Source organism: Rhodococcus sp. P4_F3_2 (genome assembly GCF_056401335.1).
The window spans coordinates 394,183-418,450 of sequence record NZ_JBFUJN010000005.1; the positions used below are offsets into that span (position 1 = coordinate 394,183).

Below are 24,268 nucleotides of genomic sequence, written 5' to 3' on the forward strand. Positions count from 1 at the left end.
GGCCTCTACTGAGATATGTCGACACTCGTCAACATATCTCGAGTTGCCTCCGAGGGAAAGAACGTGGCCGAAGATTTCCGGTGGCTTCGGTCAGTGCGGCGCGGTGGTCACCGCGTCGCGCAGCATCCCGGTCCCGGGATGGCAGTTGATGTACTCGTACAGCTGATCGGCGGCATCGAATACCGAGACCTCATGGTAGAGACGTAATTTCGACAGGCCCTCGGCGACCCGGAAGAACGTCGTGAAGATCCGCAGATGGGTCGGGTGGRATTCCGACCACCGCTCGAGTTGGTCGAGTGAGGCCCAGTGACCGATGTTGTAGCTCAGGTCGAGGAAGTTTCCGTCGATGTCGATATTGCGTACGAAACGGTTGCTGTAGCACCCGACGGCCGGGCCGTTGTCGCGGAGGAAGTCCATGCCCGATTGGAGAGTGGGCAGGATTTCGTCCAGGTAGAGGCTGCGCTCGTCCGCTTCCGCGTCGGCCCAGTCCTGCCCGGATCTGATCAGTGCGATGTTGTCGTGCCCCCGCACTACTACGCGTCCACCTGCGACGGGGTCACCGGCGACGACCCGTAGTTCGCCCGAGGCCTGCATCCAGTCGGTCTGAGAGATCGGAAAGCGCTCGCGCATCGAACCCCAGTAGCCGTGCTCGTTGATCTCGCCGCTGACACCGTCCATGACTGCTCCCACTCCGGGGAGATCGTCCTGGAACGCGTAGAGCGTTTCGAATTGTTCGGCTCTCGGGGCCACGATCTCCCGGAAGAACCCCAATCCGTCGGACAAGCGGTCCTCGGACTCCCACCAGGAGGCCACCGGAGCTGATGTGCTCCAACGATGTTGGGAAGAAACATCTTTCCAGTACCCGACCACGATCAGATTCTCGTAGCCCTGGTTGTCGATGTGGTGGGTCAGATCGTGGTGTGCCGGTCCGTCCGGCAAGTCGAAGCCGGCGACGATATCCCGCATGGACTGCAGTGCTGCCGAGCGCTGATCCTCGCCGCGGAACTGCACGCCGAGATAGCCCATCGCGACCTGGTGCAATGTGTCGTCCGCACGCCCGACCCACATGGGAAATGGTGGCGAATAGGTATCCGGAACGCGCCTGGTCAGCGTGCGCGGGCATTGAAGATGTTCACCGATTGCAGATTCCATGAGTGCTCCCTGTGATGTAGGTGGTCGGATCGGGTGCCTGGCACTTGGCAACGCCGTGCCGAAAATCTACGCCCGCGAGGCCGAGCAAACTTGGCCGTCAGCGCCCGATACTTGGCCTACCGCGCCGAGAATTGTGGATAGGCGTCGGCGACAGAACGTTTTGAACATCATGTTGAATGGGTAAGTGTCCGAGGATGTTACAGATCAGCGAGCAGTACTTGTGGGGGCCACTGCTTGCGACCGGTATTGCCGCGGGCTGATCCCGAACTCCGCCTTGAATGCGCGACTGAAGGCGGCCAGGTCGGTGAATCCCCAGCGGTGAGAAATCTGGGTCAGCGACCGCTCTATGCCGTGGCGTTGCACGATCTCACGACGGCAACCGTCGAGTCGACGGCTGCGAATCGAACGCGACACCGTTGTGCCGTGTTCGGCGAAGGCTCGGTGCAACTGGCGAATGGAGACTTTGACTGATCCCGCGATGTCCACCGGTGACAGGGCCGGGTCAGCGATGCGGGCGTCTATGGCCGACAGAGCGGATTCGTACAGGCCAGTTCGCCGGGAGACGATCGGACGCGCGGTTGCGTGAAGAACCGACTTGACCAGGCTGCCGATCTCGTTGACGACTTCCTCCTCGTCTCCGCTCGCGTCGGACGTCATGCGGACGGAGGCAAGATCGTGAAGAAAGCGACCCAGCAGGCCACTCAGGCCCGCGTGTCCGTCGAAGGCAATGGCGGTCAAGCTCGTGACCTCCGCGTCGCTGAGTGACAGGTATGACCGTGGCCAGGTGAACACCTCGAGTCCCCAGATGCCGTCGTGTGCGTGTCCCTCGATCTGCCAATCGAAGGGGCGCGTGGTGTCGTACAGGACGTAGTCGCCACGTCGCAGGACGCATTCGCGGTCGTCTTGCCGCACTACCGCGCTACCGCGGCGGATCATCCCGATTTGCAGATAGTCCGCACCGTCGCTCTTGATCAGGCTGCTGCTACGGACTATTCGTTGTTCCATCGATTGAACTGCGGACACCCGAACGTGTGCGAGTTGGGCCGAGTGCACGGCCCCGCTGAATCCATCGCCGTCTTCGATATCGGATACGTCGAGCGCGACAAAATGCTCACGCAATAAATCTGCCCAGTCGCCCGTGAGAGTCGTGCGTGTGGGCAGGGAGAAGCCGGATCGCGCGAGCATTGCAGGGCGCCTCCTCGCAGAAAAGCCGAAGTTCTCGGGTGCTCGATGTTCAGAGAGTAATCCCGCACATCGGACATGTCGATAGGAGTCGACATGTCATCACGTCGGGAGAAATTGTTTGCCATACAAACAACGCCGAGTTATTGTTTGTTATACAAACAAGTAGGAGTTCGTGATGGTCACCGAGTCAGTTCCCGCAGCGCGCGCGACGCGTGAGTCGGGCAAGCAGACGCGCATGGCACTGTTCAACGCTGCAACCGAGCTCTTCCTCGAACATGGCGACAGCGTGTCCATCGCGCAGATCTGCACCGCCGCCGGCGCCCATCCAAACCAGGTGACCTACTACTACGGCTCAAAAGAGAAGCTCTTCGTCGAGGTGGCGTGTGCAGCCGTTCTGCGCGCAGGCAAGCGTGCCGAGGTCGATGCCGCCGACGCCGACACCGTGGGCGACTACACCGAGAAGCTGGTCGGATCACTCCTCGGCTCGGGCGCTCCCAGTGTCGAACTGTTCGTGGAAGCGATGATGATGACGGGTCGCCGTGGTGAACTCCGCGATCTGATCTCCGAGACGCTTCGCACTCTGCATTCCTCGGGTGAAACAGCCCTCCTCCGTACCTTGATCCGCACCGGCTGGCAGCTGCGCGCGGGCATCGACGTCGAATCCAAGGCCTTCTGGTCTGCGATCTTCGGCCTCGTCATTCAGAAAACTGCCACCGGCGAGAGCTTCGGTTACTCCCTCGAGGAGGCGGTCGCCGTCATCTTCGCCACTCTCCAGATACCCGACGCCGTACTCAACAGCTCGATGGAATGAACTCTCTTCGAGCGTGATTCTCCGACAAGGACTTCGATGAACATCGTTCGCGTATTCGACAGCAACGTCACCAAGACCCCGGACAAACCCTTCCTGATATTCGACGGTCACGATCACACGTACTCCCAGGTTCAGGACGGAAGTCGACGCGCCGCAGGCTATTTGCAGTCGCTGGGCGTGCAGCCGGGCGACCGCGTCGCGCTGATGTGTTACAACACTCCGGGATTCGTGTACGCGATGCTCGGTGCCTGGCGCTTGGGCGCCGTCGTGGTCCCCATCAACCACAAGATGCAGACTCCGGAAGTTGCCTACGTGCTGGGACACGCGAAGGTGTCGGTGTGCGTCTTCGACGGTGAGTTGGCGCCGGTTGTCGGTCGACTGGAGACAACGGCCAAGCTGATCAGCACGGACTCTGTCGCRGACGGTTTCGACTTCTTCGACGACGCCATCACCCGCCAGGAGGGCGTTGACGGTATCGACATCGACGAGAACGATCCGGCTGAAATCCTCTACACCTCGGGGACTACCGGCTCACCCAAGGGCTGCGTCCACAGCCACCGTAACGTCGTCGGTGTTGCCGTCACCGCGGCCCTCGCCGTGTCGACGACTCGGGACGAGCGCCTGCTCATGGCCGTCCCGATCTGGCACGCTTCCCCGCTCAACAACTGGTTCATGTCCACGCTCTACATGGGCGGAACCGTCGTGCTGCTGCGCGAGTACCATCCCGTCAAATTCCTGGAAACTGTTCAGGAACAACGTATTACCCTCTGCTTCGGCCCGCCGGTCATCTACACCACTGCACTCAACCTCGTGCCGAACTTTGCCGACTACAACCTCGGAAGCGTTCGTGCGTGGTTGTACGGCGGCGGACCGATCGGCGCGGATGTCGCTCGGCGACTGGTGGAGTCGTACGGCACCACCGAATTCCGGCAGGTCTACGGCATGACCGAGACCGGGCCGGTGGGCACTGTGCTGTACCCAGAGGAGCAGTTGAGCAAGGCGGGCTCGATCGGCCGCGTCGCGCTGGCCGGCGTCGACCTGCGCCTGGTTGCCGATGACGGCACCGACGCGGAGCCCGATCAGATCGGTGAGATCTGGCTGCGCGCCGACACCGTCATGCAGGGGTACCTCGACGACCCCGCTGCCACGAAGGCTGCTTTTGCCGACGGAGGTTGGTACCGCACCGGCGATCTGGCGCGCAAGGATGCGGACGGTTACCTCTTCATCGTCGACCGCGCGAAGGACATGATCATCACGGGCGGTGAGAACGTCTACTCCAAGGAGGTCGAGGACGTGATCTCCGGCCACCCGGACGTCGTCGACGTCGCCGTTGTCGGAAAACCCAACGAAGAATGGGGCGAGACCGTCGTCGCGCACGTCGTCTGGCGTGAACCGGATGTCATCAGCGCCGACGACATCAAGGACTACCTCTCGGACAAGTTGGCGCGCTACAAGATTCCGCGTGAAGTGGTGTTCGCGACCATTCTTCCGCGTACACCGACCGGCAAGATCCAGAAGCACCTCATCCGCGCAGCGAGCTGAAAGGCCTGTCATGACTGATATTTCCGAGAAGACCGTCACCCACCCGGCTCCGCATCGCACCCATGCAGTGCTCAACCAGTCGGTACCGCGCACGGACGTCAACGAGTTCCTGCTCGATACGGTCCTGGTCGAAGGCGTCGCGCGCCACGACGCCGATTGGGCCACAAGCGAACTCACCGATATTGGTGAACTGGTTGGCAGTGCTGGATTCCAGCACGACGCCGAGCTGGCCAACACGGTGATCCCCGAATTGAAGACCTTCGATCGCTGGGGAAACCGCATCGACGAGGTCGAATACCATCCGTCGTATCACCGGATCATCTCTGCTGCCGTTGCGCACGGTGCTCACACCTCTGCCTGGGCTGACCCGAAGCCGGGTGCCAACGTGGCTCGGGCCGCGGCATTCATGCTGTTCTCTCAGGTCGAACCGGGCCACGCGTGCCCGATCTCCATGACGCACGCCGTGATCCCCTCGCTCGAGCTGCAACCGGACGTGGCCGCTCTCTGGACGCCGCGAGCCCTTTCTCGGAGTTACACCCCCGAGTTGGATGCTCCCGGAAAGGCATCCGCGATATTCGGAATGTCGATGACGGAAAAGCAGGGCGGCTCCGACGTGCGAGCCAACACGACCATCGCCAAGCCAGCCGGACGTGGCGGTCCGGGTGCGGACTACCTGCTCACCGGACACAAGTGGTTCTGCTCCGCGCCGATGTCCGACGCGTTCCTGGTTCTTGCTCAGGCCGAAGGTGCAGCCGGTGAGGGGCTTTCCTGCTTCCTTCTCCCCCGCATCCTGCCTGACGGCACGCGCAACGTCTTCCGCATCCAGCGTCTGAAGAACAAGCTGGGCAACAAGTCCAATGCGTCGTCCGAGATCGAACTCGACGGCACCGTCGGCACCATGATCGGCGAACCGGGTCGTGGCGTGCGGACCATCATCGAAATGGTGTCCCAGACGCGACTCGACTGCATCCTCGGCAGCACGGCAGGTATGCGTCAGTCGGTCGCCGAAGCGGTGTGGCACGCACGGCACCGAAGCGCTTTCGGTGCCGTCCTGGCAGATCAGCCGGCGATGACGTCGGTGCTCGCCGATCTGGCTCTTGAATCCGAAGCTGCCACCATCACCGCACTGCGATTGGCTCGCGCGCAGGACGAGGACGCGGACGAGCAGGAAAAGGCGTTCCGCCGACTCGCAACGGCTGTTGCGAAGTACTGGATCTGCAAGCGCGGCCCGCACCACTCCTACGAGGCACTCGAGTGCCTGGGCGGCAACGGCTACACCGAGGACTTCCCGCTTGCCCGTCGCTACCGTGAGCAGCCCGTCATGGCCGTGTGGGAGGGGTCGGGCAACGTCATCGCGCTCGATGTCCTGCGCGCTATGACCCGTGAACCCGATTCCGTTGCCGCCTTCGACCACGAGGTCAACCTCGCTCGCGGCAACAACCCGGTCCTCGATCATCACCTCGATCGGGTACGACGCCAACTCGGTGAGCTCGCCACGATGGCACCCGCCGACGCCCAGCTCCGCGCTCGGACCGTCGTCGAGGCAATGGCGTTGGCGCTGCAGGCTTCGCTCATGGTGCGCCACTCCCCGGCCGCTTCGTCCGATGCGTTCATTGCCGCTCGCCTCGGCGCCGACCGTGGTCACGAGTACGGAACTCTGCCTGTGGGAACAGATTTCGCCGGAATTCTCGCGAGAGCCTAAGGCTGCTCCCTCAGTACCCTGGTGACGGTGTGTACTGCCGGCGTCGGATTGTTGGGCCGCCATGCCATCGCGATTTTCAGCGTGGGCGTGGCCCCGGCGATCGGCAGGTACACGACCCCGTCCATGGACAGATGCGCCGTCGACTCCACGACGACGGCGATCCCGACCCCCGCTCCGACCATGGCCAACAGGCTGTACGGATCGGGGGCTTCGTGCGCGACGGTGGGCGTGAAACCTGCTGTGGCGCAGACGGACAACGTCGCATCGCGCACCACCGAGCCGTGCTCGGCGGGATACATCACGAATCGCTCGGTTGCCAGGTCTTCCGGTGACACCGAGTCCCGGGCACTGAGGTGATGCCTGGCCGGAACCGCGACCATCAAGGTTTCCTCGCGCACAGTGTGAGTCTCGAATCCGCGCGGAATGGGCAGGCCGACTATGCCCATGTCGAGTGTTCCGCGTCGGAGAGCGTCGAGCACCTCACCCGAGTACATCTGCGGCCGTAGGTCCAGTTCGATTCCCGGATGGGAGTCGGCCAGCGATCGTGTGAGGGCCGACAGCACCGTGTAGCCGCCCGTTCCGCCGAAACCCACCGTGACACGGCCTGTTTCCCCGGTTGACGCCGCTGATGCGATATCTCGTACGACGGCGATCTGCGCTTCGATGATTCGTGCGGGCGTGACCAAGGCTTCGCCGGCTGCGGTCAATTGCACTGATCTGGTGGTCCGGACAAACAGGTCGGTGCCGAGTTCGCGCTCGAGCGCCCGAATGGTCTGGCTGAGCGGGGACTGCCCGATGTGGAGTCGCTCGGCGGCCCGGCCGAAATGAAGCTCGTCGGCGACTGCGAGAAACGCGCGCAGCTGACGCAATTCCATGTCGCTCCTCCCGGGTTTCATTATGTGGTTCTTCCACATAAATGAGTCGAACTAAGTCTTGGACTCTACATGGATTTCGGACGATAGTGATTCACGCCTCACATTGCATCCCTTGGTGATGCCCGACGCGAGAATCAGGGAGAACCGTGGATCAACACCCAGGTCAAGACACCAATCCGCCTGAATACAACACCAAACAGGCACGCAAGGCCGGAATCACGGCGTTTGTCGGAACGACTATCGAGTGGTTCGACTTCTACATCTACGGAACCGCATCTGCCTTGGTGCTCGGCCCGCTGTTCTTCCCGGATGCGTCGCCGGCGGTGGGAACACTCGCAGCCTTCGCGACTTTTGCCGTGGGATTCGTGGCTCGTCCGGTCGGCGGAGTGGTGTTCGGTCATTTCGGAGACAAGTTCGGTCGCAAGAACGCCGTGATCATCACCCTCGCGCTCATGGGGTTGGGAACTGTCGGTGTCGGTCTCCTCCCTACGTACTCCCAGATCGGGATCTGGGCACCGATACTGCTTGTGGCACTGCGTGTTCTCCAGGGCATTGCCATGGGCGGCGAATGGGGTGGCGCCGTATTGATCGCCACCGAGTTCGCTCCCCCGAAGAAAAAGGTGCTCTACGGTGCGTTTGCGCAGCAGGGTTCACCGGTCGGCAACCTGCTCGCGACGCTGGCCTTCCTCGGCCTGACGTTGATGTCGGATTCCGTGTTCGAGTCGTGGGGTTGGCGTCTGCCGTTCCTCGGATCCGCAGCTTTGGTGATCGTCGCTCTCTACATCCGACTGCACATCTCCGAGACACCCGAGATGAAGAAGGCTGTTGCGGCACAGGAACGTACACGGATGCCGCTGGTCGAAGTGTTGCGTTCGCATCCCGTCGAACTTGCTCTCGGCGTCGGCGCTGTGGTTGCCGGTGTTGCCATCACGTACGTCAAGACAACCTTTGCGCTCTCATGGGCGACAACGGATCTCGGCTTCGAGCGTAGTGACTTCCTCCTCGTGATCACCGTGGCACTGGTAGCCCAGGCGCTCGTACAGCCTTTCGGTGCTGTGCTGGCCACGCGGATCGATCCGTCGAAAGCGGTCCGTTGGATGCTGCTTCCGGAGATCGTGCTCCTACCACTGATGTTCGTGCTGGTTCAGACGGGCTCCGTGCCCTTGGCGATTCTGGGTATGGTCCTCGCGACGGCGCCTCACGCAATGTATTACGCCGCGTTGGCCGGCATCCTGGCGCAGGTTTTCCCCACCAATGTTCGGTATACCGGCATCTCTCTGTCGTACCAATTGTCGACCGCCGTATTTGCCGGAACGGCCCCGATGGTCAGCCAGTATCTGCTGACGCGAACCAACTCGATCTGGCCGGTCGTCGCTCTTGGGCTCGTGTATGTCGTTCTCTCCCTTGTCTGTATGACGGCACTTTTGCGCAGGAGTGCGCTGCACGCGCAAGGGCTGGAGTCGACGAGCTCCTCGAACATGACCGATGTTTCCACCCTGAAAGGCGTTGACCACTGATGAACTTTGCACACACCGACCCCGCTCTGGCAGCGGTAGTGGACAGATGGACCGCCGGGGCGGACCGAGAGACGTTGAACGGATTGCTCGACCGACTGGGCCGAGATGCCGCCGGCCGTTTGTCCGAGCTTGCCGACATCGCAGACAAGAACCCGCCGGTGCTGCAGCAATTCGACAAGGCCGGTGACCGCGTCGACCGGATTTCCTATCACCCGGCCTACCTGGAACTGTGCCGGGCGGCGTACAACGAGTACGGCCTGTCCGCCATGTCGCACCGAAAAGGGTTGCACGGATGGGACTCCGTGCATCCGCCACTCGCGAAGTACCTCGCGTCGTACATCTTCGTGCAGGCCGAGTTCGGGCTGGCCTGTCCGGTGTCGATGACAGATGCTGCTGCGCGGACCCTGCGTATGTTCGGTGATCCGGCCGTGTTCTCGCCCTGGATCGACGCGTTGACGTCGACGGACCCCGAGCAGGCGAAGACGGGTGCGATGTTCATGACCGAGATTCAGGCAGGCACCGACATCGCCTGCACCGAAACACGCGCCGAGCGCGACGGTGACGGATGGGTTCTGACGGGCAAGAAGTGGTTCGCCTCCAACCCGGATGCCGATGTGATCATCACCCTCGCAAGATTCCCGGGCGGACAGGATGGTTCGACGCGTGGAGTCGGAATGTTCATGGTGCCCAAGACCTTGGGATCCGGCGAGCGCAACAACCTCATGATCGATCGTCTCAAGGACAAGCTGGGTACGCGTTCCATGCCGAGCGGCGAGGTGACGCTGAACCGCGCGCACGCACTCCAGGTCGGCGAACTCGATCGAGGATTCCGCCAGATGGCTGAGATGGTCAACACGTCTCGCCTGTCCAATGCGATGCGTTCGAGCGCTCTCATGCGCCGAGCAGTCCGCGAAGCCGTCGAACATTCGAAGAGCCGAGTCGTGTTCGGTAAGAAGCTCTTCGACCAGCCGCTGATGCGGGCGACGCTTCTTCCCCTTGCACTCGATGCCGAGGCTTCGCTGGCCCTGGTCGCGTACAGCGCACAGTGTCTTCAGGCAGCAGACGGCGGCGACGAACAGGCGCGCGCACTGATCAGGGTACTGACGCCGATCGCCAAACACTTTGTCTGCAAACGCGCGCGGGTGGTCACTGGCGAGGCCATGGAGGTGCGCGGAGGAAACGGCTACATCGAGGATTGGGCCAACGCGCGACTAGTGCGGGATGCCCACTTGGGCTCGATCTGGGAGGGCTCGAGCAATGTCATTGCGCTGGACGTACTTCGGTGCCTACGCAAGTTCAACGCGCACCGCACGGTCGCGGGAGCGATGACGGACATCTTGTCCACCGTCGGACCGGATTGCGAAGCCGGGTCCGGAGTTCTGTTGCGGCGCTGGGAGGAACTGGTAGAGGAAGGAGATCGTCTGATCTCCGGATCTGACGATGCCGCCCAGGCCGCCAGTGCAAAGTATGCCGACGAGTTGGCTCGTGCCGTCATGGCGACCCTGCTTTTCGATCTTGCGGATCACGGCATCCGACACGATAATGGGTACCGGTCACTGCTGGTGGCGAATTCCTACCTGGCCGGTCTTGCGGGGAAGGTGCCGTCGGCTGCACTCGGCAATCTCGACGTGATCACCGACGGCGGTGACGTCGAGCTGGATGATGCACGTGACGTCGTAGCCGAGTTCCTCTCTGTAGCAGGTGGTCATCGGTGAATTCTCCAACAGGCCCCACACCCCTCGCCGGCGTCCGTGTTCTGGATCTGTCGAAGATCCTTGCCGGGCCGTACGCAACCATGTCGCTTGCCGATCTCGGTGCCGACGTCACCAAGATCGAACACCCTGAAGGCGGCGACCCCACGCGTTCGTGGGGGCCTCCCTTCGTCGGGGTAGATGCCGCCTACTATCTCGCGATCAACCGCGGTAAGAAGTCGGTCACGATCGACCTCAAGTCCACCGAAGGACAGGAGATCATCCACCGCATGCTCGAAGAGACCGATGTAGTCGTGGAGAACTTCAAGCCGGGCAGCGGATTACAGAAGATCTTCGACTACCAGGCACTGTCCGAGCGATACCCGCATCTGATCACCCTGCACATCTCTGCCTTCGGTGAAGAAGGACCGCTGCGCGACGAACCGGGGTACGACATGATCGCGCAGGCCGCGGGTGGGCTCATGTCGCTCACCGGTGAACCGGGTGGTGCTCCGATGAAATCCGGGTTTGCGTTGGGAGACTTGGGCGCAGCGCTCTTCGGACTGGTCGGTGTCCTGGCTGCCTTGGTCGAGCGAGGCCGGACCGGGCGCGGACAGTACGTGACCACGTCGCTGTACGAGTGCCAACTCGCGATGCACGTGAACTGGGCGACCAGTTACTTCGCCACCGGTGAGCGCCCGACTGCGTTGGGCTCCGGTCATCCGAATCTTGCTCCGTATCAAGCATTTCCTGCCAGCGACGGGTACTTCGTCATCGCTGTCGGCAACGACGGGATGTGGGCGTCGCTGTGCGAGGCCATCGGAAGGAGTGAACTGGTCACCGATCCGCGTTTCGTCCACAACCGCGACAGGGTGGAGAACCGCGAGAGTCTGGAACGAGAACTCACCAGCGCCTTCACATCGGAAACCGTCGAACACTGGTGCGCTCTTCTCGCCGAACGCGCGGTGCCGGTGTCACCGATCCGCCATCTCGACGAGATCTACTCCGATCCCCACACCGCCGCGCTCGGAATGGTCGGAACCGTCGACCATCCGACGCTCGGACCGTTGAAGCAAGTGGCCTTTCCGGTCAACTTCTCCGGCCAGAGGCCACGTCTGACGTCGGCGCCGCCCGTTCTCGGCGCCGACAACGACGAAGTCCTTGGTACCGCTCAGGCCAGCCCGCTCAACGCAGGCGGTGTGTTGTCGTCGCGCCAAGCGATGGCCTCGGCAAGCGTCGTGAGGTCGTAGTCCGGTCCGCTGACGCCGACGGTGAAGAGCGAGACACCGTCGGCGACCAGGTCAGCAGCATTCTCGAGCCCAGGCCACGGAACCGAGTGCTCTACTTCCAGCGGGTTCCGGCCTACGTCGGCGCAATGGTCGGAGAGGATGCCTGACTTGCGCAGGTGTGTCTCGCGGTCACCGAAGCTGTGCCAGACGTCGGCGTACTCGGCGACCAAGCGCAGGGTCTTCTTCTCGCCGCCACCGCCGATGAGGACCGGGATGTTGCGCGTCGGCGGCGGGTTGCCCTTCGCCAGGCGGCCCGTGATGCGGGGGAGGTATTCGCCCAGCAGTTTCAGCCGTGAACCGGGAGTGCCGAAGTCGTATCCGAACTGGTCGTAGTCCTTCTCGAACCAGCCGGCACCGATGCCGAGGATCAGGCGTCCGCCGCTGATGTGGTCGACGGTTCGCGCCATGTCGGCCAGCAGATCCGGATTGCGGTAGCCACCACCGGTGACCAGGGCGCCGATTTCGACGCGTTCGGTCTGCTCGGCCCAGGCGCCGAGCATGGTCCAGCATTCGAAGTGGGCGCCGTCGGGATCGCCGGTCAACGGGTAGAAGTGGTCCCAGTTGAAGACGATGTCCACCCCGGCGTCCTCGGACCGCAAGACGGCGTCGCGTATCAACCCGTAATCGGGTGCGTGCTGGGGTTGGAGTTGAACACCGATGCGTACCGGACGAGTCATGCCACGCTCCTGACGAGAGGAATGGTTGTCTTCTCCCATCATGGCCGGGTGTGCGCGGTACCGCTACCGCCGCCGTCGGTGACGGGTTTGCCCGCACTTGTACCCACCCCTTTTCGAGCGAACGGTACTTTCGGCGCCTTAGATCGACTGAACGTGCCGTTCGCTCAAACAGGGGGGGCGGGCAGAAACAGGGGGCGGGCAAAAAAGGGGGGCGGGTAAAAACAGGGGTGGTCTGCCCACAGCAGACAGGCGGGGCCCCGGCATCGCTGCGCCGGTAGGAATGGATTCATGACTACTGAAGCGCCCACCGACACCGGCTACCGTGACCTGTTGACAGACAGGCTCTTCCGACAGCGAACGATTCTGCTCACCGGCGAGGTCAACGACGCCATGGCCGAACGTGTGTGTTCGGAACTGGTGCTCCTCGCCACCACCGACCCCAAGCGCGACATCGTGCTCTACATCAATTCACCCGGCGGATCGGTGTTTGCCGGGCTGGCCATCTACGACACGATGAAGCTCATCCCCAACGACGTCGTGACGGTCGCGATGGGCTTCGCCGCCAGCATGGGCCAGGTGCTTCTCTGCTCCGGCACCCACGGCAAGCGAATCAGCCTGGCGCACAGCCGCATCATGATGCACCAACCTTCGGCGGGTATCGGTGGCACTGCGGTGGACATTGCGATCCAGGCCGAGAGCCTCGAGCTGATGAAGCGTCAATCGCAGGAAATCCTCGCCGCCGAAACGGGCCGGACCGTCGAAGAGATCGAGACCGACAGCGATCGGGATCGCTGGTTCACCGCCGAGCAGGCGCGCGAGTACGGAATCGTCGACCGCGTCGTGACGTCCTTCGCCGAGATCGCACCGCAAGCCACCTTCCCCAAGATCGGATTGTGACGTCATGTCCCAGTACACGATTCCCAGTGTCATCGAGCGAACACCAACGGGTGAGCGATCTTTCGACATCTTCAGCAGGCTGCTCAACGAACGCATCGTCTTTCTCGGCACAGAGATCGACGACGGCGTCGCCAATGTCGTGATGGCTCAGATGCTGCATCTGCAGGCCGACAACCCGGATCGCGAAATCGGTTTGTACATCAACTCTCCCGGCGGTTCCACCACGGCGATGCTCGCGATCTACGACACCATGCAGTTCTTGAAACCGACGATTTCGACGTACTGCATGGGTCAAGCGGCTTCGGCTGCTGCAGTGCTTCTGGCCGCAGGCACTCCGGGCCATCGGCATGTTCTTGCCCATTCGCGGGTGCTGCTGCATCAACCGTCGACGCAAGGTAGCGGCACCATCTCGGACCTCGCGCTTCAAGCAGCCGAGATCCTGAGAATCCGGGAGCAGACCGAGGCGATTCTGAGTAAGCACACCGGTCAGAGCGTCGAGCGGCTCCGTAAGGACACCGATCGCGACAGGATCTTCACTGCCGACGACGCTATCTCCTACGGACTGGCTGACACCCTCATCGAAGGGAACTGATCAGGCTGCCATCAGGACGGGACCGGAGATCGGTGCGGGAGAATGTCCGAAGGTGAGGGAGTTGAGCGCAACGATCCTGTTGCCCGCTCGGAACAGCAGGTGCTCGAGCGGCATCCCGAGCGCTTCGCAGATGGCGCGCAGAATTTCCGACGACGGTTCCTTCTTGCCCCGTTCGATCTCGGAGAGGTACTGCTTCGACATCCCGACCTTTGCGGCTACGTCGTCGAGAGTTCGGTCCTGATCGCGTCGGACCTCCCTCAGCACTCGTCCGTAGGCTTCACGAATCAGCGGGGGTTTGCGCACGGCGACAGCCGGATCGGGGAGTTCCGACTCACCCTTGACCAGGACCAGTCTGCGCGGCGCATCCATAGGCCGAGTATTCCAGCCGACCGGTTCGCACACCACCCGGTTCACCGAGGGCTGACATCTAGTCCGTTCGAACACCACCAGCAAGAAACATCGCTCGAAGAACGAAGGTCGCCTCGGGTCCGATGATCTCACCGACCAGGCTCGTATAGCGGTCGACGAACTCGGGCCCGTGGGAGGCCTCGTCGGAAGTGGGGTCGCCGAGGTGGTGCGCAAGTTCGTGCAAGACAACGAATTCGCGTAGCGCCCACCGGCCGTCACGGTCGTCCGGGACGGCGATGACGTCGTTCGAGTAGTGAGCGGCGGCATTTCCGGCGCGGGAGCGTACGGACACCGGAACGGTTGCGCGAGGCCAGGTCGCGAGTACCCAGTTCAGCCCGAGTAGCTGATCGCAGTACGCCTGGACCGACTCCACGGAACCGAATTTGCGCTCGACCGGCAACGTGATGGTGGAACCCATGACCTCGACGCTCCGAAGTCCGCGCTCGTCGGCGCGATCGAACATGGTGCGCACCAACGTCTCTGCCTCGTAGACGGCGCTCCGCTGCGTATCCCTCACGAGTCGAGCTGCCCGCGCACCCCGCCGATCTCCGGCAGGTTTCCCAGACGTGCGGAGCGCGCCGCCCGATCACCCGCTCGTCGAGCATGCGAGGAGTGCCCGGCACTCGCCCGGCCACCGCCCCGCCACGTCCCACGTGCCTGGGAGTTGGACGAGTAGTAGTCCTTGAGCTCGATTTCCTTGTTGCGCAGCACGAGTGCGGTTTCCGAAGACGACGTGGCAGATTCTGCGATCGCCGCCTTCTCCGTCTCCTGCTTCGTCTCGGCCAACCGAGCGCCGATGCGGGACGCGTACGCCATCTGGAAGTTCAGGCGCGCCGTCACTCCGGCCACAGGCTTGCGAACCTGCGTGTTGACGCGTCGTCGTCCACGAGTTTCGACGACGGTCCGCACGGACGTTTCGCCGCGGTACGCCCCGGAGCGCACGTACGCGTCGGAGTCACGGACCATCTGGAAGAGCAGGCTCGAGTACAGCGCTTCGCACACGTCGATGTCACCGGCGAAGCCGTAGGCGTAGATGACGGCCGACGTCTGCGCGATGTCGCACTGTACGTCGTTGGCAGCGGCGATCGCGATGAACAACTGGGCGTACGTTCGCAGCCCGCGCTTGCCCGGTTCGCCGATGGTGATGAGCCGCTGAGTGGGTGTGGCACGTTTTTCCGAGGACGCGGTGTGCGCCCGCGCGACCGCCAGGTCGATCGCGGAACCGGTGGCCAACCGCTGCGCGGCGGCCATGAAGGCTTCACCTTCGTGTGGATTGTCGGTGGACTCCGCTTGGCGAAGCAGCGCACCGATGCGGGTCAGCATCTTCTCCGAACTCACCGTGAAAGACTACGCTCGCGCGCCGACACGGACGTTTATGCTGCTAGCGCACACGCTCACCCTCAACTTGGATCGTCCGGCACGTTCCTGCCGGTAGAAGGGATCAACCCCGTCATGGCTTCAGTGACTTTCGAGAGCACCACCTGCCTGTTCCCCGGATCGAACACCCCGGCAGTGGACAAGCTCGACCTCGCGATCGAGGACGGCGAGTTCCTCGTCCTCGTCGGACCATCCGGCTGCGGAAAGTCGACCACCCTGCGCATGCTCGCCGGGCTCGAAGACGTCCACAGCGGGCGCATCCTCATCGGCGACCGCGACGTCACCGGTCAGGAACCGAAAGAGCGCGACATCGCGATGGTCTTCCAGAACTACGCGCTGTACCCGCACATGTCGGTGGCCGAGAACATGGGTTTTGCGCTCAAGCTCGCCGGAACCAACAAGACGGAGATCCGCGCCCGCGTCGAAGAGGTCGCGAAGATGCTCGATCTCGAGCCGTACCTCGACCGCAAGCCCAAGGCGCTGTCCGGTGGTCAGCGTCAGCGAGTGGCGATGGGCCGCGCCATCGTCCGCCAGCCGCAGGTCTTCCTCATGGACGAGCCCCTCTCGAACCTCGACGCGAAACTCCGTGTTCAGACACGCACGCAGATCGCTCAGCTGCAACGACGCCTCGCGACGACGATGGTCTACGTGACCCACGACCAGGTCGAGGCCATGACGATGGGTGACCGCGTCGCAGTCCTCGAAAAGGGAATCCTGCAGCAGTGCGCCTCGCCGCGCGAGCTCTACAACAAGCCGAAGAACGTCTTCGTCGCCGGCTTCATGGGTTCACCCGCGATGAACCTGTTCACCCTCCCCGTCGTCGACGGCGGCGTCGCATTCGGTGACGGGATCGTTCCGGTTCCGCGCGAGACGATGAACGGTGTCGTCGAAACCGAGGTTGTTCTGGGTATTCGCCCCGAGCACCTCGAGATCGCCGCCGAAGGCCTGCCGATGGAGGTCGACGTCGTCGAGGAACTCGGTTCCGACGCCTACGTCTACGGACGCACCACGATCGGCGGACGGTTGCAGCAGATCGTTTCGCGTGGTGACTGGCGCAACCCGCCGCAGAAGGGCGAGCGAGTCAACCTGCGCGTCGACCCTGAGAAGGTGCACATTTTTGCCACCACCGACGGGCGTCGCCTGGGTTAGGTGGACCTGTCAAACGACACATGACCGATTCAGGTTCGGCGTAATACCCACAAGTAGGGGTGTCTCGTGCCACAGTAGGGGCCGATGCCGGGAGCCGGCACCCATGGCGCATGCCGTGAGCCGGCTCTCGGTGACCGTCTACTTGTCATACACATACGGGGAGCGAATCCATGGTTCTGAACTCGAAGGCGATGCGCCGCGCTGCAATTGCAGCCACGGCAGCGTCCATGCTGGTACTGGCAGGCTGCTCGTCCGATTCGGACAAGGACAGCGGAACCAGCACCACGGCCGCATCCGGGGGATCGTCCTCGAGCGAAGGCCGCGGACCCATCACGATCGTCGAGGGGCAGGATGCCCTGAACGAGGCGCTCGAAAACATCATCACCGACTGGAATGCGGAGCATCCGGACGAGAAGGTCACGCTCAAGCCGCTGGCCAAGGAAGCCAACGCGCAGGTCGACGACATCACCCAGCGCATGCAGGCCAAGAGCGACGAGTACGACCTCATCGGCGTCGACGTCGTCAACACCGCTCAGTTCGCCGCAAACGGCTGGCTGCTGCCGCTCGAGGGTGACCTCGCGATCGACGAGTCCGGCCTCCTGCCGTCGACCGTCGCTTCGGGCACCTACAACGGCAAGCTCTACGCAGCGCCGAAGAACACCAACGCCGCGTTCCTGTACTACCGCAAGGACCTCGTCGAGAAGGCTCCCACCACGTGGGCCGAGCTCAAGGAAAACTGCCCGAAGGCTGTCGAAGCCGGCATCTCCTGCTACATCGGTCAGTTCAAGAACTACGAGGGCCTGACGGTCAACACCACCGAGATCACCAACGCTTTCGACGGCCCGTGGGTCGGCCCGGACGGACTCACCCCGGCCATCGACGACAAGACGAAGGCAGGCGTTCAGTCGATCGTCGACAACTTCGCCGACAACACCATCCCGCAGGAAGCACTGACCTACTCCGAGGGCGAGTCGCAGACCGCGTTCGGTGACGGCAAGGCACTCTTCATGCGCACGTGGTCCGGCTTCTCGGTCGACGGTGAGAAGACCTCGGTTGCCGGCAAGTACGGCTACACCGTTCTTCCGGGTGTCGACGGACCGGGCGCTTCGACCGTCGGCGGCTACAACGTCGGCATCAGCGCGTACTCCGACGCGCCGGCAACGGCTCGTGACTTCCTCGAGTTCATGCAGACCAAGAAGTCGCAGACGTACTTCACCGAGGTCGGCGGCGCACCCGTCCTCTCGGCTGTCTACGACGACCCGGCAGTGCTCGCCCAGTTCCCGTACTTCGCGACCCTGAAGGAAGCACTCGCTACCGCTCAGCCGCGCCCCGTCACGCCGTACTACACGCAGGTGTCGAAGTCGATCTCCGACAACACCTACGCTGCTATTCGCGGCGAGAAGACCGTCGAGCAGGCTTTGGCGGACACCAAGGCCGGCATCGAAACCGCCGGTAACTGATCTACCAGGAGCAATAAGCAATGGCAGAACCGCAGGATCCTTCCGCGGCTGTGCCTACCAACCCCACGGTCGGGGCCGGTTCAACCGGTCCCGACCGTTCGGGCGTTGGTGGGAGACACCGTGCACCGGAACCGCTAGAAGAGCCGTCGGCATCCGAGGCAGCAGGGACATCCCTGACCAAGGTTCTGCCTGACCTTGCAGCTACTCCACCCCCACCGACCTCGCCCCCGCCTGCGTCGGCCGACAAGCCGAAGAAGCGTCGACGAGTTCCGGTGTGGGCGTTCGTCGCACCGTCGCTGATCGTTCTCGCCGTCATCATTCTGTATCCGCTCGGACGAGCGATCTGGATGTCGATGCACAGCGACGGCAAGAAGCTCGACCCCGAGACCGGCATGTTCGTCACCGGTCAGTTCACGTGGTTCGAGAACTACAAAAACTGGATCACCGAGTCCTGCAACACCGCCAACGGCTCGATTCCATGCCCGCCCGGCACGCTCGGATCGCAGTTCTGGCAGTCGATCGGAAATACGTTCGGCTTCACCGTCGTCACCGTTCTGCTCGAGACGGTGATCGGTCTGTCGATGGCGCTGATCATGGCCAAGACGTTCCGCGGCCGCGGTTTGCTCCGCGCTTCCGTGCTGATTCCCTGGGCCATCCCCACCGCCGTCACCGCGAAGCTCTGGTTCTTCATCTTCGCCAACGACGGCATTGCCAACAAGATCCTCGGCACCAACATCCTGTGGACGGCGGATCCCTGGCCGGCACGATTCGCGATCGTCGTCGCCGACGTCTGGAAGACCGCGCCGTTCATGGCGTTGCTGATTCTCGCGGGTCTGCAGATGATTCCCGCCGACGTCTACGAGGCCGCCAAGGTCGACGGTGCGACGGCGTGGCAGCGGTTCCGCATGATCACGCTTCCGCTGGTCAAGCCCGCACTCATGGTGGCGGTGCTCTTCCGCACGATGGACGCGCTGCGCATGTACGACCTGCCCGCGATCATGATGGGATCCAATCCCGCCACCTCCACCATCTCGGTTCTGGTGGTCGATCAGATGCGCGTCGGCGCCAATTCGGCGTCGGCCCTGTCCACCATCACGTTCCTCATCATCTTCGCTGTGGCCTTCATCCTGGTCCGATTCCTCGGAGCCAATGCGGTCAGCACGCAGGAAAAGCAGCGGAAGGGGGAGCCGGTATGAACAAGGCACTACGCGGCAAGATCGGCACCTACATCGGCGTCGTACTGATCATCGTGTGGGGACTCGCTCCCTGCTACTGGATGATCGTGACGGCGTTGCGCGACCCGGCTGACACGTTCTCGACGTCGCTGTGGCCCACCAATCTCACGCTGTCGAACTTCACCGCGGCGCTCGATCCCGACGCGAAGGTGAACTTCACCCGGGCACTGATGAACAGCCTCATCATCGCGGGTGCGACCACGCTGATCGCCTTGGTCATCGGCGTGTTCACGGCGTACGCGCTCTCGCGATTCGATTTTCGTGGCAAATACTTCGTCACCGGAATCATCCTCGGCGCGTCCATGTTTCCGGTCGTCGCCCTCGTGACCCCGCTGTTCCAGTTGTTCACCGACATCGGCTGGATCGGCAGCTACAAAGCGCTGATCATCCCGAACATCTCGTTCGTGCTGCCGCTGACGGTCTACACGCTGACGTCGTTCTTCTCCGAACTTCCGTGGGAGCTCGAAGAAGCGGCGCGTATCGACGGCGCCACCCGTGGCCAGGCCTTCCGTCTGATCATGCTGCCGCTCGCCGCGCCGGCCCTGTTCACCACCGCGATTTTGGCTTTCATCGCAACGGTCAACGAGTACCTGCTCTCGCTGCAACTCTCTAGTGACAAAACCGCGCCCGTCACGGTGGCGATGGCCAAATTCTCCGGAACCGACCCATTCGTCACGCCGTACACCTCGATCATGGCCGGCGGAACCCTTGTGATGATCCCGCTGGTCATCATGGTTCTCATCTTCCAGCGACGCATCATCGCCGGTCTGACCGCAGGCGGCGTCAAGTCGTGATGCGGGCTTCGGGCGCGCGGTATCGATGAGGCGGGCTTCGCGCGCCCAGCGCATGGAGCTGATCGCCGGCTTCATCTCGGTCTTCACCCTCATGGCGTTGATCGGCGCTGTGGTCGCGATCGTCAAGGGCGACCCCGGCGTGATGCCGTCTTTGGTGCTGCTCGGTTGCGTCGTCGCTCTCGGGCTGGCGTTCCGCGGATATCGGAACGCGGTCCGAGCAGAACGTCGCGAGTAGCCAGCCCGGTAGGGTGACATTTCGGTATCGCAGTTGCCGGGAGTTATCTGATCGAGATATCACCCTGGTGGAATGGTGCCGGTAAGTCCGGATCCACGACCGGGAGTGTTGAGTGAGTCCATCGAACAGATCGAGTGCGACGGGTGGCGATCAGTCGTCGGCTCGATCGGGCAAGTCGGCTAATTCCCCACGGTCGAGCAAGTCGGCCAAGCCGGAGAAGAAGCAGCGCTCCAAGTGGCGGTACGTCCGGCGGACCATCTACGTTCTCGTGCTCCTGATGATCATCGTGCCTGCGTCGGTTTTTGCTGTCGCGTACAGCCGGACCGATGTCCCGCGCCCCTCGGACATGCAGACCAATCAGGTGTCCACCATCTACATGGCCGACGGCACGACCGTGCTCGGCAAGGTGGTGCCGGCGGAGGGAAACCGCACCGAGGTCGCGTTGTCGGCCATCCCGATTCACGTCCGCGATTCGGTGCTCTCGGCGGAGGATCGCAACTTCTACACCAACCCCGGCTTCTCGATCTCCGGATTTGCTCGCGCTGCCCGAGACAACGTGATGGGCAAGGAAAGCGCCGGCGGTGGCTCGACGATCACTCAGCAATACGTGAAGAACGTCTTGGTCGGTGACAAGCGCAGTATCGACAGGAAGCTGCGTGAGCTTGTCATCTCCGCCAAGATGGCGCGCGAATGGTCCAAGGACGACATTCTTGCCGCGTATCTCAACACCATCTACTTCGGTCGCGGTGCCTACGGCATCGCCGCCGCGTCGAACGCGTACTTCGACAAGCCGGTCAGTGAGCTGAGCGTCGAGGAAGGCGCAGTTCTCGCTTCCGTCATCCAGAGCCCGTCGTTCCTGGACCCCGAGACCAATCTGTCCGCGCTGCAAGCGCGCTGGGACTACGTTCTCAACGGCATGGTGGAACTGGGCAGCCTGACCAAGACGGATCGCGACGCGATGCAGTTCCCGGCTGTCGCCCCCGCCAATCGGCCGACCGATCTGAACCAGGCGCCCGGACCCGAAGGCCACATCAAGACTCAGGTACTCAAGGAACTGGCCGAGGCCGGTATCAGCGACCAGACGCTGAACACCGCTGGTCTGCAAATCACGACAACCATCGACCCGGTTGCGCAGGAAGCTGCGCTGGGCGCCGTCAAGCGGAATCTCGACGGTGAACCGGAAGACCTGCGGACCGCAGTAGTGTCCATCGACCCCAAGACCGGTGGCGTCGACGCCTATTACGGCGGTGACGACGGAGCGGGATTCGACTACGCCCAGGCGCCGCTGCAGACCGGTTCAGCGTTCAAGGTCTTCGGCCTGGTCGCAGCATTGATGGAAGACATTCCGCTGTCCGCACGGTTCGACAGTTCACCGCTCACGATCAACGGTGTGACCATCGGAAACGTCGGCGGCGAATCCTGTGGTCGATGCACCATCGCCGAGGCACTCAAGCGTTCGCTGAACACCAGCTTCTACCGGTTGATGCTCTCGATGGAGAACGGTGCCCAGAAGATCGCCGACGCCGCCCATCTGGCCGGCATCCCCGAACAGATTCCCGGACTCGACTACCCGACGCTCACACAGGAGGGTGGCCCGCCGGAGAACGGAATCGTGCTCGGCCAGTATCAGTCTCGTGTTATCGACATGGCATCCGCGTACGCGACGCTCGCCAACTCCGGTGTGTACCAGCAGCCGCACTTCATCCAGAAGGTCGTGACGGCCGAAGGTGAAGTCCTGCTCGATCGCCCGGTCTCTCCCGGTGAGCGTCGTCTCGATGCTGCCGTTGCCGACAACATCACGCAGGCAATGCTGCCGATCGCGTCGTACTCGAACGGTCACGCGCTCGCCGGTGGACGCCCGTCTGCTGCCAAGACCGGCACCGCGCAGTTGGGTGACACGGGGCAGAACAAGGATGCGTGGATGGTCGGTTACACGCCGTCGCTGTCCACCGCGGTGTGGATCGGGACTTCCGACGCGCAGGCCATCACCAACTCCTACGGTGGTTTGATCTACGGCTCCGGAGTGCCTGCGGACATTTGGAAGAGCACGATGGACGGCGCGTTGAAGGGCTCCGACTGGGAGAGCTTCCCGTGGCCCGATCCCATCGGCGGGCAGGCCGGCGTTCCCGCCAACTCCGGTGTGACCTCGGGTGACGGGACGGGCACGCCCACGACGGGCGCGGCCGCTCCCCCAGCACCCATCGAGGTGCCCGGCCTGCCGCCGATCGAAGTGCCGCAGCTTCCCCAGTTGCCGCGTCAGATCGAGATCTTGCCTGGCATCGTCATCCCGCTACCGGGCTGACACAGCGCTCGATTTCCGGCTCTCAGGCCTGATCGTCGAAGAGGCCGAGCTGGGTCGGCGCTGCATCCTTGGCGGGAAGCACGACGACGCGCAGTCCGCGCCTGAGGTTGCGGATCGCGTGCGTCCACGCGCGCTTTTCGCCCGCACACAGGTCGGTGTCGTCGTCCTTGCGCCGGATGGACTCGGTCAACGCCTCGTGCCAGGCCGTCTCCTGCTCCTGGCTGATCCTCAGGTAGTCGAGAATGGTGTCGCGGTCGTGCTCACAGATCACGGCAACCTCTTCGGCGCTGAGCTCGCCCGTTCCGTCCGCGTCGAGTTCGAGGAGCGCCATGAGCGCCGGAGGAAATTCGTGGCACTCGTGTGATTCGTATTCGGCACCGGGATCTTCGTGCTCGGAGGCCATCCCGTCGTTGAAGGCGGTGTCTCCGGTAGCGCGAATGGGTTGCCCGCCCAGTTCTTCGGCGAGTTCGTCCGATGCTTCGGCCAATTCGGCGAACGAGCGCAGAGCCCGGAGGAGGTGCTCGGCGACGAAGGGTGCGCCGTCCACCCGCACAACGCCCAGCACACTCTGCTCGACGAGAATGAGTTTGATGGTCGGCCACTGCCGATTGAGCTGGGCGAGAACAACAGCAGCGTTATCGAGGTTCTCCACCGAATGCACGACCCGCGAGAACACCTCCACGTACTCGTCGTCCTCGAGGACACGAACATAGGTGACCTGCTCACCGCGGACCAGCGGGATGTCGCCGTCGTCGTCACGCTTGGGTGGATGGCCGAGAAGGCGTTCGACGGCCCCGTCGACCAGGATCCGCAGCATGTCACCCGAACCCGAGGGAGCGTGCGACGGCGTCGTGGCGAACGCCGGCGTCGACTCGCGTCCACTGGTGCTGGCACGCAGGAACGACGGGTGCGCAATGCTCCACATCTCGCGGAAGACGCGGAGCACCTTTGTCACCAGTTCCTCGGGACGAGTGCGGTCGACGTCGATGTAGAAGGACATGGATCCGTTGCCCTCGGGCTCGTGCTCGCACAGATCGGGAGCGCTGAACCCCATGTCGAGCAGCGCTGAATGGTCTTCCGGTTCGAGCATCCGCAGTGGATGCAGAAACCTGTTGGAAGGGACTTCACAGCGCACGGAGGTCTGGTTCCACGCGAAGAACTGGATGCACGCGGGTGCGTCTGCCAGTTCGTCCATGCTGTCGTAATGCGACTCCACCACGAGAGTGTCGTCGTCCTCCATCACGGAGATGTAGCGAGCGAGATGAGTCTCGAAAGTAGTCCAGGCACTCAGGATTTCCAGATCGAAAGTATTGTCCGACATCGTCGCTCCTCTGGTCCGGGGGGCGCATGGGGCCCTACCGACGACTCGCCGAAACCC

Annotated in this window: 22 protein-coding genes; 14 read left to right on the top strand and 8 right to left on the bottom strand. The window is 63.0% G+C overall.

From position 1 onward, the window contains the following. Window positions 1–90 precede the first annotated feature (90 nt). Together oxdA and AC1DWA_RS08180 are read right to left on the bottom strand one after the other, a co-directional pair. The gene (gene oxdA, locus AC1DWA_RS08175) at window positions 91–1,152 is read right to left on the bottom strand and encodes an aliphatic aldoxime dehydratase (RefSeq protein ID WP_477916580.1); all 1,062 of its coding nucleotides are present in this window, start codon (window positions 1,150–1,152) and stop codon (window positions 91–93) included. 204 nt (window positions 1,153–1,356) lie between these two features. Next, window positions 1,357–2,337 (bottom strand): helix-turn-helix domain-containing protein, encoded by a 981-nt coding sequence (locus AC1DWA_RS08180; protein ID WP_259117908.1) that lies wholly within the window; start codon window positions 2,335–2,337, stop codon window positions 1,357–1,359. Window positions 2,338–2,512: 175 nt separating this feature from the next. Here AC1DWA_RS08180 and AC1DWA_RS08185 point away from each other — a divergent pair, with 175 nt between their 5' ends. From AC1DWA_RS08185 to AC1DWA_RS08195, 3 genes are read left to right on the top strand one after another with little or no spacing between them, the layout of a single operon-like run. After that, complete coding sequence (locus AC1DWA_RS08185; protein WP_007735239.1) at window positions 2,513–3,148, top strand: TetR/AcrR family transcriptional regulator C-terminal domain-containing protein; 636 nt, start codon at window positions 2,513–2,515, stop codon at window positions 3,146–3,148. A 36-nt stretch (window positions 3,149–3,184) separates the two neighbouring features. Beyond that, on the top strand, window positions 3,185–4,690 hold the full coding sequence (locus AC1DWA_RS08190; protein ID WP_020971425.1) for a class I adenylate-forming enzyme family protein: 1,506 nt from the start codon (window positions 3,185–3,187) through the stop codon (window positions 4,688–4,690). 10 nt (window positions 4,691–4,700) lie between these two features. Continuing rightward, window positions 4,701–6,392, top strand: coding sequence for an acyl-CoA dehydrogenase family protein (locus tag AC1DWA_RS08195; protein ID WP_477847730.1), 1,692 nt, complete (start codon window positions 4,701–4,703; stop codon window positions 6,390–6,392). Here AC1DWA_RS08195 and AC1DWA_RS08200 read toward each other — a convergent pair. Further along, window positions 6,389–7,267, bottom strand: coding sequence for a LysR family transcriptional regulator (locus AC1DWA_RS08200; RefSeq protein ID WP_029537275.1), 879 nt, complete (start codon window positions 7,265–7,267; stop codon window positions 6,389–6,391). The two genes, AC1DWA_RS08195 and AC1DWA_RS08200, sit on opposite strands and share 4 nt — an antisense overlap. 146 nt (window positions 7,268–7,413) lie before the next feature. On the opposite strand from AC1DWA_RS08200, the gene AC1DWA_RS08205 reads away from it, so the two are divergent. From AC1DWA_RS08205 to AC1DWA_RS08215, 3 genes are read left to right on the top strand one after another with little or no spacing between them, the layout of a single operon-like run. Further along, entirely contained in the window at window positions 7,414–8,784 is a 1,371-nt protein-coding gene (locus AC1DWA_RS08205; protein WP_047889988.1) for an MFS transporter, read from the top strand. Next, on the top strand, window positions 8,784–10,499 hold the full coding sequence (locus tag AC1DWA_RS08210; protein WP_477847732.1) for an acyl-CoA dehydrogenase family protein: 1,716 nt from the start codon (window positions 8,784–8,786) through the stop codon (window positions 10,497–10,499). The genes AC1DWA_RS08205 and AC1DWA_RS08210 overlap by 1 nt, the downstream gene beginning before the upstream one ends. Beyond that, window positions 10,496–11,725, top strand: a complete 1,230-nt coding sequence (locus AC1DWA_RS08215) for a CaiB/BaiF CoA transferase family protein (RefSeq protein ID WP_020909765.1) — start codon at window positions 10,496–10,498, stop codon at window positions 11,723–11,725. The genes AC1DWA_RS08210 and AC1DWA_RS08215 overlap by 4 nt, the downstream gene beginning before the upstream one ends. Here the strand turns inward: AC1DWA_RS08215 and AC1DWA_RS08220 are convergent. Continuing rightward, complete coding sequence (locus AC1DWA_RS08220) at window positions 11,647–12,441, bottom strand: LLM class F420-dependent oxidoreductase (protein WP_020971420.1); 795 nt, start codon at window positions 12,439–12,441, stop codon at window positions 11,647–11,649. The two genes, AC1DWA_RS08215 and AC1DWA_RS08220, sit on opposite strands and share 79 nt — an antisense overlap. Window positions 12,442–12,729: 288 nt before the next feature. Between AC1DWA_RS08220 and AC1DWA_RS08225 the strand changes: the two genes are divergently transcribed. Together AC1DWA_RS08225 and AC1DWA_RS08230 are read left to right on the top strand one after the other, a co-directional pair. Further along, window positions 12,730–13,338, top strand: a complete 609-nt coding sequence (locus AC1DWA_RS08225) for a ClpP family protease (protein WP_020909763.1) — start codon at window positions 12,730–12,732, stop codon at window positions 13,336–13,338. Window positions 13,339–13,342: 4 nt separating this feature from the next. Then, entirely contained in the window at window positions 13,343–13,930 is a 588-nt protein-coding gene (locus AC1DWA_RS08230; RefSeq protein WP_003945993.1) for an ATP-dependent Clp protease proteolytic subunit, read from the top strand. Here the strand turns inward: AC1DWA_RS08230 and AC1DWA_RS08235 are convergent, their stop codons facing one another. The 3 genes from AC1DWA_RS08235 to AC1DWA_RS08245 are packed head-to-tail and all read right to left on the bottom strand — an operon-like array spanning window position 13,931 to window position 15,676. Next, entirely contained in the window at window positions 13,931–14,299 is a 369-nt protein-coding gene (locus AC1DWA_RS08235; protein WP_003946041.1) for a helix-turn-helix domain-containing protein, read from the bottom strand. It abuts the gene before it with no gap. Between the two features lie 58 nt (window positions 14,300–14,357). Further along, window positions 14,358–14,855 (bottom strand): TIGR04338 family metallohydrolase, encoded by a 498-nt coding sequence (locus tag AC1DWA_RS08240; protein ID WP_047889992.1) that lies wholly within the window; start codon window positions 14,853–14,855, stop codon window positions 14,358–14,360. Continuing rightward, a complete protein-coding gene (locus tag AC1DWA_RS08245; RefSeq protein ID WP_021346121.1) occupies window positions 14,852–15,676 on the bottom strand; it encodes a DUF2786 domain-containing protein in 825 nt (274 codons plus the stop codon). The genes AC1DWA_RS08240 and AC1DWA_RS08245 overlap by 4 nt, the downstream gene beginning before the upstream one ends. A 114-nt stretch (window positions 15,677–15,790) precedes the next feature. Between AC1DWA_RS08245 and AC1DWA_RS08250 the strand changes: the two genes are divergently transcribed. The 6 genes from AC1DWA_RS08250 to AC1DWA_RS08275 all read left to right on the top strand — a co-directional run bounded on the left by AC1DWA_RS08250 (window position 15,791) and on the right by AC1DWA_RS08275 (window position 22,890). Continuing rightward, window positions 15,791–16,864, top strand: coding sequence for an ABC transporter ATP-binding protein (locus tag AC1DWA_RS08250; protein WP_477847737.1), 1,074 nt, complete (start codon window positions 15,791–15,793; stop codon window positions 16,862–16,864). A gap of 170 nt (window positions 16,865–17,034) precedes the next feature. Beyond that, a complete protein-coding gene (locus AC1DWA_RS08255; protein WP_003946022.1) occupies window positions 17,035–18,324 on the top strand; it encodes an ABC transporter substrate-binding protein in 1,290 nt (429 codons plus the stop codon). A 20-nt stretch (window positions 18,325–18,344) separates the two neighbouring features. Then, a complete protein-coding gene (locus tag AC1DWA_RS08260; RefSeq protein ID WP_078377577.1) occupies window positions 18,345–19,520 on the top strand; it encodes a carbohydrate ABC transporter permease in 1,176 nt (391 codons plus the stop codon). Beyond that, a complete protein-coding gene (locus tag AC1DWA_RS08265; RefSeq protein WP_019746113.1) occupies window positions 19,517–20,353 on the top strand; it encodes a carbohydrate ABC transporter permease in 837 nt (278 codons plus the stop codon). Before AC1DWA_RS08260 ends, AC1DWA_RS08265 begins: the two co-directional genes overlap by 4 nt. 25 nt (window positions 20,354–20,378) lie before the next feature. Further along, window positions 20,379–20,588: a hypothetical protein gene (locus tag AC1DWA_RS08270; protein ID WP_230817733.1), complete on the top strand. Its 210-nt coding sequence runs from the start codon at window positions 20,379–20,381 to the stop codon at window positions 20,586–20,588. A 112-nt stretch (window positions 20,589–20,700) separates the two neighbouring features. Further along, window positions 20,701–22,890 carry a transglycosylase domain-containing protein gene (locus AC1DWA_RS08275; protein WP_041815441.1) on the top strand — a complete coding sequence of 730 codons (2,190 nt, stop codon included), beginning with the start codon at window positions 20,701–20,703 and terminating at the stop codon, window positions 22,888–22,890. A gap of 22 nt (window positions 22,891–22,912) precedes the next feature. Here AC1DWA_RS08275 and AC1DWA_RS08280 read toward each other — a convergent pair whose 3' ends face one another. Beyond that, window positions 22,913–24,211 (bottom strand): T3SS (YopN, CesT) and YbjN peptide-binding chaperone 1, encoded by a 1,299-nt coding sequence (locus AC1DWA_RS08280; RefSeq protein ID WP_020971414.1) that lies wholly within the window; start codon window positions 24,209–24,211, stop codon window positions 22,913–22,915. Window positions 24,212–24,268 lie beyond the last annotated feature (57 nt).

Coding starts and splice junctions, on each gene's coding strand:
- AC1DWA_RS08180 (WP_259117908.1), bottom strand. CDS start 2,337: ATGCTCGCGCGATCCGGCTTCTCCCTGCCCACACGCACGACTCTCACG.
- AC1DWA_RS08185 (WP_007735239.1), top strand. CDS start 2,513: ATGGTCACCGAGTCAGTTCCCGCAGCGCGCGCGACGCGTGAGTCGGGC.
- AC1DWA_RS08195 (WP_477847730.1), top strand. CDS start 4,701: ATGACTGATATTTCCGAGAAGACCGTCACCCACCCGGCTCCGCATCGC.
- AC1DWA_RS08200 (WP_029537275.1), bottom strand. CDS start 7,267: ATGGAATTGCGTCAGCTGCGCGCGTTTCTCGCAGTCGCCGACGAGCTT.
- AC1DWA_RS08210 (WP_477847732.1), top strand. CDS start 8,784: ATGAACTTTGCACACACCGACCCCGCTCTGGCAGCGGTAGTGGACAGA.
- AC1DWA_RS08220 (WP_020971420.1), bottom strand. CDS start 12,441: ATGACTCGTCCGGTACGCATCGGTGTTCAACTCCAACCCCAGCACGCA.
- AC1DWA_RS08225 (WP_020909763.1), top strand. CDS start 12,730: ATGACTACTGAAGCGCCCACCGACACCGGCTACCGTGACCTGTTGACA.
- AC1DWA_RS08230 (WP_003945993.1), top strand. CDS start 13,343: ATGTCCCAGTACACGATTCCCAGTGTCATCGAGCGAACACCAACGGGT.
- AC1DWA_RS08235 (WP_003946041.1), bottom strand. CDS start 14,299: ATGGATGCGCCGCGCAGACTGGTCCTGGTCAAGGGTGAGTCGGAACTC.
- AC1DWA_RS08250 (WP_477847737.1), top strand. CDS start 15,791: ATGGCTTCAGTGACTTTCGAGAGCACCACCTGCCTGTTCCCCGGATCG.
- AC1DWA_RS08255 (WP_003946022.1), top strand. CDS start 17,035: ATGGTTCTGAACTCGAAGGCGATGCGCCGCGCTGCAATTGCAGCCACG.
- AC1DWA_RS08260 (WP_078377577.1), top strand. CDS start 18,345: ATGGCAGAACCGCAGGATCCTTCCGCGGCTGTGCCTACCAACCCCACG.
- AC1DWA_RS08265 (WP_019746113.1), top strand. CDS start 19,517: ATGAACAAGGCACTACGCGGCAAGATCGGCACCTACATCGGCGTCGTA.
- AC1DWA_RS08270 (WP_230817733.1), top strand. CDS start 20,379: ATGAGGCGGGCTTCGCGCGCCCAGCGCATGGAGCTGATCGCCGGCTTC.
- AC1DWA_RS08280 (WP_020971414.1), bottom strand. CDS start 24,211: ATGTCGGACAATACTTTCGATCTGGAAATCCTGAGTGCCTGGACTACT.